Below are 6,547 nucleotides of genomic sequence, written 5' to 3' on the forward strand. Positions count from 1 at the left end.
AGGTATCTATATTTTCACCCTCTTTCTTGTGGAACCACTATATCTTGTACATTTACATCATACAGGAAGCTCCTTTGATATTTAGTCCAAGAAACATCATAAGAGAAGGAGGAAGTGCAGGGAATGATCCCTACATTAAAAGGACCAGGATTAGTCAGTTTCAATAACTGATTAACCCTGGTTTTGTTTATTCTCACAAGAGACCCTCAAAGTAGCCCCTCACGACAGACCCTCAAACTAGACCCTCAAAATGATTGGCCCTCAAAAACTTTGAATACCCTATTTTTATACTTATTTTAGAGAATTGTGTGACGAAAAATAGTATCATATTATATGGAGGATTATGCGTATGTATTATGCCAGCTTTGGAATACTTGCGGTCATACTGCATTTAATAATAAATCAGGAAATACTTAGAAAAGGCGGTGCAACCTCAAAGGATAGCTCTTATTATAAATACAGGCTGTTCATTATTGCTATTTTGATTTTTTACATAGCGGATATTTTGTGGGGATTTCTTGAAGAATCAAAGATATTTATTGCAGCCTATATAGATACGGTTCTGTTCTTTTCCATGATGGCAGTATCAGTTCTTTTGTGGACCATTTTTGTGGCAGCATTTCTTGGAAGGAAAAATGTTGGAACTACTATTATGTTGGTGGCAGGATGGGGAATCTTTGGTTTTGTAATCCTTCTTCTGATCATAAATGTTTTCTATCCAGCCATTTTTATGTTTACCGAAGAAATGGAATATATTCCTGGATCAGGCAGGCATTTTTTGCTGGGAGCCCAGCTGATCCTGTATCTGGCGATCTCGCTTTATTCGCTGTTTGTTTCCAGAACAGTTCCCGGAAGTGCAAAAATACGCTATAGAGTAATAGGTCTTTCAGGAGCAGTAATGGCGCTGTTTATTGTTCTACAGATCAGAGATGCTTTTGCACCTTTTTACACAATCGGTTGTCTTATTGCCAACTGTCTTGTTCATGTATTTGTTGAGGAATACGAGAAGGAGAGACTTGTAAGGATATCTAAGCAGGCGACAGAGAATAAGATCACATTTTCACAGATTGCAGAGAGTCTGGCATCTCACTATGATGTAATTTATTATGTCAATCTACAGAATGATAAATATGTTGGATATACATCTGAAAATATCTATGGAGACCTGAAGATTGAGGAGTCAGGAGATGACTTTTTTATAGCTGTAAGACAGGATGCTCCTCAGATTGTCCATCCTCAGGACTGCGAGATGGTTGAGGATGCTCTGGATAAAGATGCTATACTGACAGCTCTTGAAGATAGGAAATATTATGTTTTGGAATATCGCCTTATTGTTGAGACAAAAGTGCAGTATACAAGATTAACTATAATGAAGACCAGTGAAGGCTCCCATCTGATCATCTGTGTGGAGAACATTGATGATGAAGTGAAAAGAGAGCGTGAAATTGCCCAGGCTATCAATACAGAAAAAGAGATGGCAAGACGCGATGAACTCACTGGTGTCAAAAACAAGAATGCCTTTACAGAACTTGAACTGTCTATTCAAAAGAACATTGATAATGGAGTGGATTATCTGCCCTTTGCTTTTGTTGTCTGCGACATAAATTATCTTAAGCATGTAAATGATACCGAGGGACACAAGGCTGGTGACGAACTCATTAAAAATTCAGCTAAACTGCTTTGTGATATCTTTTCTCACAGTCCGGTATTCAGGATAGGTGGAGACGAATTTGCCATATTCCTTAGCGACAATGACTTTGCGATAAAAGAACAACTTATGGATAAGCTTCAAAGTCAGGTCCTACTAAATCAACAAAGAAAAGATGGCCCTGTCATTGCAGCAGGAATCTCCGAGTTTAATATCGGATCCGACCACAGTGTAACGGCTGTCTTTGAGAGAGCTGATAGCCAGATGTATGAGAATAAGCGCATTTTGAAACAGCAACAATAGAGGAATTATTATGCTGGGGTTTGAAAAGTACAAGAAATCATCTGTCATTATAGCCACATTAGTTGGGACTGTGACGTTTATCATGCTGGCACTGTGCTGTATTTATTCAGCTGTCTATGGTGCAAATATGCATATCTCCACTGGTGGAGTGGTGATCATCACTTTTTTTATTTTGCCGTATCTTATCCTTGGTGGCCTTTATGGTTATCTGATCTCTTTGATTGTCTTTTTTATTTCCTTTATCTGCGCACTGATCTTTAATACGTCTGATGCGTATAAGATGTCAATTTTCCTTGTGGCAACTTTGTCTTTTTCTCTGTTTGGTCAGTATTTCTGGTTTGCAACCAAAAAGAAAACCGCGATTGTTGCGCTTGTTACCTTGGTTGCAACTTCTTTTACAGAGCTTCTATGTATTTCTGTGATCGAGTCCAATGAATATGCTCTATATCAGATGAAGAATGTTGGTACGTACTTTGTTAGAGATGTATTGGTCATATTTATTGCTGCATTCCTGTTTCATATTTACTATACAAAAGCACCAGATTCCTGGAAGTATCCCTTTCCTATTGCAGTAGCATATACTGGTTATTACCAGAATGACAAAGAGCTTTCAAGACAACTGCGTAAAACAAAGGTAAGCTACAAGATCACAGCTATCATCATAGGGATGGAACTTCTTCTTGGTATATTTGTAGGAATATTCATGGTAGTTCTTTTCCCGGATATAAAGGATATGTTTGTTGCAGGAATAAATCCTCTAGCCAACTCTGGATCAGAGGTGAGCTTAGAAGAAATGAGGCAGCATATCGAAAGGATGAATTACATCTTCAGTGGAAATGCCATAAGTTATGATATAAAAATGGTCCTTCTTATAATGTGCGTGGGTGTTCCCGTGGCAGCAATCGCGAATTTCTACACCAAAACAACCATTGGGGCGCCTCTGGGGAATATGTCTGACTTCATGCTTGAATATGCACAGGCGGATGATGAGAAAAAGCTTGAAGTGGGACAGAAGGTAGATGATATCTGTATTAAGACCCATGACGAGATACAAGTGGTTCATGAGTCTATTCAGGCAACAGTACATGCCATAGAGGAATATATTGCTCATATAAACGAGGAGCACGAACTAGAAAAAGAGCTTGAGGTGGCTCAAAAGGCTTCTGAGGCAAAATCATCGTTTCTGTCGAATATGTCCCATGAGATCAGGACGCCTATAAATGCGGTTCTTGGTCTTAATGAGATGATCATAAGGGAAAGTCACGAAGAGCAGATATTGGAGTATGCAACTAGTGTTAAAAGCGCCGGCAATTCCCTTCTTGGTATAGTCAATGATATTTTGGATTTCTCCAAGATTGAAGCCGGTAAGATGGACATTTTGCTTGTGGAATATAATATCAGCTCAACTATCAATGATCTTTTAAACCTTGTGGCTGTAAAGGCTGAGGATAAGGGGCTTGCGCTGAATTTCAACATTGATGAGACTATTCCACAAAAGCTTATAGGCGATGAGGTAAGGATAAAACAGTGCGTGACCAATATCCTTACAAATGCTGTGAAGTACACGGAAAAGGGCAGCGTTGATCTTAATGTTTCCTGCAGAAAGGCTGATGAAGACAGTATTTATCTGAGGTTTGAAATTGTTGATACGGGAATTGGTATAAAGGAAGAGGACCTTGAAAAGCTCTATTCGCCTTTTGAGAGGATTGAAGAAATCCGCAACCGTTCTATTGAAGGCACCGGCCTTGGAATGAGTATTGTTAAAAAACTTTTGGCCCTTATGGACACAAGGCTTGAGGTTAAGAGCGTTTACGGTGAAGGCTCCAATTTTTCTTTTGAAGTAAAACAGCAGGTTGCAAGTTGGGAAGAACTTGGGGACTTCAGGGAGAGGTATAAGGAATTTCTGGGAAGTCAAAAGAAATATTCCGAGAGTTTTGTTGCGCCTGACGCTCTGATACTTATTGTAGATGATACGCCAATTAACCTGACGGTGGTAAAAGGTCTTTTAAAGAAGACTAAGATCCAGGTTGATACTGCTGAGAGCGGTTTTGAAACTCTGGAGCTGGTCAAGAAAAAGAGATATGACGCGATTTTCATAGACCATAGGATGCCTGAAATGGATGGCATACAGACTCTGAAAGCCCTTAAGGAAATGGAGGATAATCTTTCCAAGGATGCTCCATGTATAGCACTTACTGCCAATGCAGGAGCAGGGGCGAGAGAAGAGTATATCGCTGAAGGCTTTAATGATTATCTGTCGAAGCCAGTAAATGGAGAGCTTCTTGAACAGATGTTAATAGAGTATCTTCCGAAGGAAAAGGTTCTCGAGGTTGATACAGCGGTGCTTGCGGATGGCAATGGAGAGGAAACATCTGATAGTGCGCAGAAAGATGTTCTAAGGCTCCTTCAAGGGATTGATCTTCATGAAGCAGAAAAGAACTGTGGAAGCCGGGAAGTTCTTAAAAATGTGGTAAAAGAGTTTTTGACTACAATTGATACTAAGGCTGAGCAGATAGAAGGTTTTGTTTCGGAGGGAGACTGGCGCAACTATACAGTGACGGTGCATGCCCTTAAGAGCAGCGCAAGGCTCATCGGAGCTATGGAACTGTCAGGAATGGCTGCTCATCTTGAGGACTGTGGCAATAAGGAAGACGAAAAGGAAATACGTGAAAAGACACCGGAACTCCTGGAACTCTTTAGAAGCTATAATGAAAAGCTCTCGGCAATAAATGGTAATGTGAGCGAAGATGAGCTTCCGGAAATAGGACCTGACGAGCTGGAGAGCGCTTTTGGCGATATGAAAGAGCTTCTTGAGGCTTACGATTTTGATACTGCAGATGGGATCATGGAGATGCTGTCTGACTATAGGATCCCTGAAGAATATAAAGAGAAATATGAAAAAGTAAAAACCCTGATGTCTGCAGTAGACAGGGATGAACTGTTAAAGATACTTTGAAATGCATGCGAGGACGAAGATGGATAAGAGAGTACTTCTTATAGGCGGCGGAAAAAGCTTTATGGTCACATCGATAGCCAAAGAACTGAAAGAACAGGGCTTTGAAGTGGTTCAGGCTGCTCCTGATGTAACTGAGATAGAACATATCGAGAACAGACCAAATGTCTATCTTATCTATGTGGACGATGTTGATGAGATGATGGAGTTTTTCGTGTATCTTAGAGACAAGTCCGTGGAGACGGATATTTCTATCAGCGTCATAGGTTCTCCCGACGAGATAGAAAAGATCTATACAAAGACCTCCAAGGACAAGATAGCTGCGGCCTTTGAGCGCCCTGTTAATGTGAAAGAGCTTGGCAGAGCAATGCTAAAGGTCGTTGAAGCTGAGGAAGTAAGACTCCAGAAAAAGAGAATTCTTGTGGTTGATGATGATGGAACAATGCTCCGGACCATAAAAGAGTGGCTCTCTGCAAAATACCAGGTATTCATGGTCAACTCCGGAATGGCTGCCATAACCTTTTTGGCCAAAAACGAAGTAGACCTTATTCTCCTTGATTACGAAATGCCCGTAACCACCGGCCCCAAAGTCCTTGAAATGCTCAGAAGTGAGCCTGCCACCAGTAACATCCCCGTAATGTTCCTCACCGTAAAGAGCGACAAAGAGAGCGTCATGCAGGTGTTATCCTTAAAGCCTGAGAAATATCTTTTAAAGACCATGCCCCCGGCAGAGCTTATCGCCAACATCGATGAATTCTTCGAAAACCAGAAGATCAAGAAATACATGTGACAAATACTATTCATGTATCCTCCTCCTTTGATATTTAGTCCAAGAAACATCATAAGAGAAGGAGGAAGTGCAGGGAATAATCCCTACATTAAAAGGACCAGGATTAGTCAGTTTCAATAACTGATTAACCCTGGTTTTGTTTATTCTCACAAGAGACCCTCAAACCAGCCCCTCAAACCAGACCCTCAAAGTAGCCCCTCACGACAGACCCTCAAACTAGACCCTCAAAATGATTGACCCTCAAAAACTTTGAATACCCGCGCATCGTAGTTGCCTACGAGCTCTGACTAAATACGAATTGTTTATCAGCGGTTATCATTAACCATGTAAAGAGCAACCGGTTAGCTCTTCGAACATCACATTTGTTTTAGGAGGATATGATGGCACGCAGAGCAAATTTTATTAACGAATATGGTAAAGCCAATCCTGATCAGAGAGTAAGAGAGCCGCCATATTATCGAAATTCTGTAAATTGCCAAAAGCTGAATGATTCCATAACAGAACATATTACATCTTATGATAAAGGATTACGTCTATTTTTGATATTAAAATGAGCATTAGGTAATATCACTTTAGTATGAGAATTATGTCCATTTTGAGGGAGATTTATTTAAAAATTTTTTTACTTTTTTTTACTTTGAAAAAGCAAAAGCGCTTATCGCAAGCCCTGCAGAATATTTCTGGTATCTTTCATATCTTTTCTTGATGCGCGGGCATAAACGTTGGTCGTCTCTATATTGGCGTGGTGAAGCTTCTCCTTTAGTTTAACTATGTCATGGCCCGAGGCTTCGTAATAGCTCATGGCAAAGCTGGATCGGAGCTTATGTGGAGTAATTTCAGATGTTCTCTGAGG

General features: G+C 40.4%; 5 protein-coding genes. 4 read left to right on the forward strand and 1 reads right to left on the reverse strand.

The annotated features are described in order from the left end of the window. The first annotated feature begins 343 nt into the window (after window positions 1-343). The 4 genes from J6O61_RS04090 (at window position 344) to J6O61_RS04105 (ending at window position 6,248) form a co-directional block, all read left to right on the forward strand. Entirely contained in the window at window positions 344-1,951 is a 1,608-nt protein-coding gene (locus tag J6O61_RS04090) for a diguanylate cyclase domain-containing protein (protein ID WP_292209939.1), read from the forward strand. Window positions 1,952-1,961: 10 nt separating this feature from the next. Further along, window positions 1,962-4,907, forward strand: a complete 2,946-nt coding sequence (locus J6O61_RS04095) for a response regulator (RefSeq protein WP_292209940.1) — start codon at window positions 1,962-1,964, stop codon at window positions 4,905-4,907. A gap of 19 nt (window positions 4,908-4,926) precedes the next feature. Beyond that, entirely contained in the window at window positions 4,927-5,694 is a 768-nt protein-coding gene (locus J6O61_RS04100) for a response regulator (protein WP_292209942.1), read from the forward strand. Between the two features lie 380 nt (window positions 5,695-6,074). After that, on the forward strand, window positions 6,075-6,248 hold the full coding sequence (locus tag J6O61_RS04105; RefSeq protein ID WP_292209944.1) for a hypothetical protein: 174 nt from the start codon (window positions 6,075-6,077) through the stop codon (window positions 6,246-6,248). Window positions 6,249-6,349: 101 nt separating this feature from the next. Here J6O61_RS04105 and J6O61_RS04110 read toward each other — a convergent pair. Further along, a partial coding sequence (locus J6O61_RS04110) for a tyrosine-type recombinase/integrase (protein WP_292209946.1) occupies window positions 6,350-6,547 on the reverse strand: 198 nt, incomplete at its 5' end.

This window comes from Butyrivibrio sp. (assembly GCF_017635265.1).
Classification (GTDB): Bacteria; Bacillota; Clostridia; order Lachnospirales; family Lachnospiraceae; genus Butyrivibrio.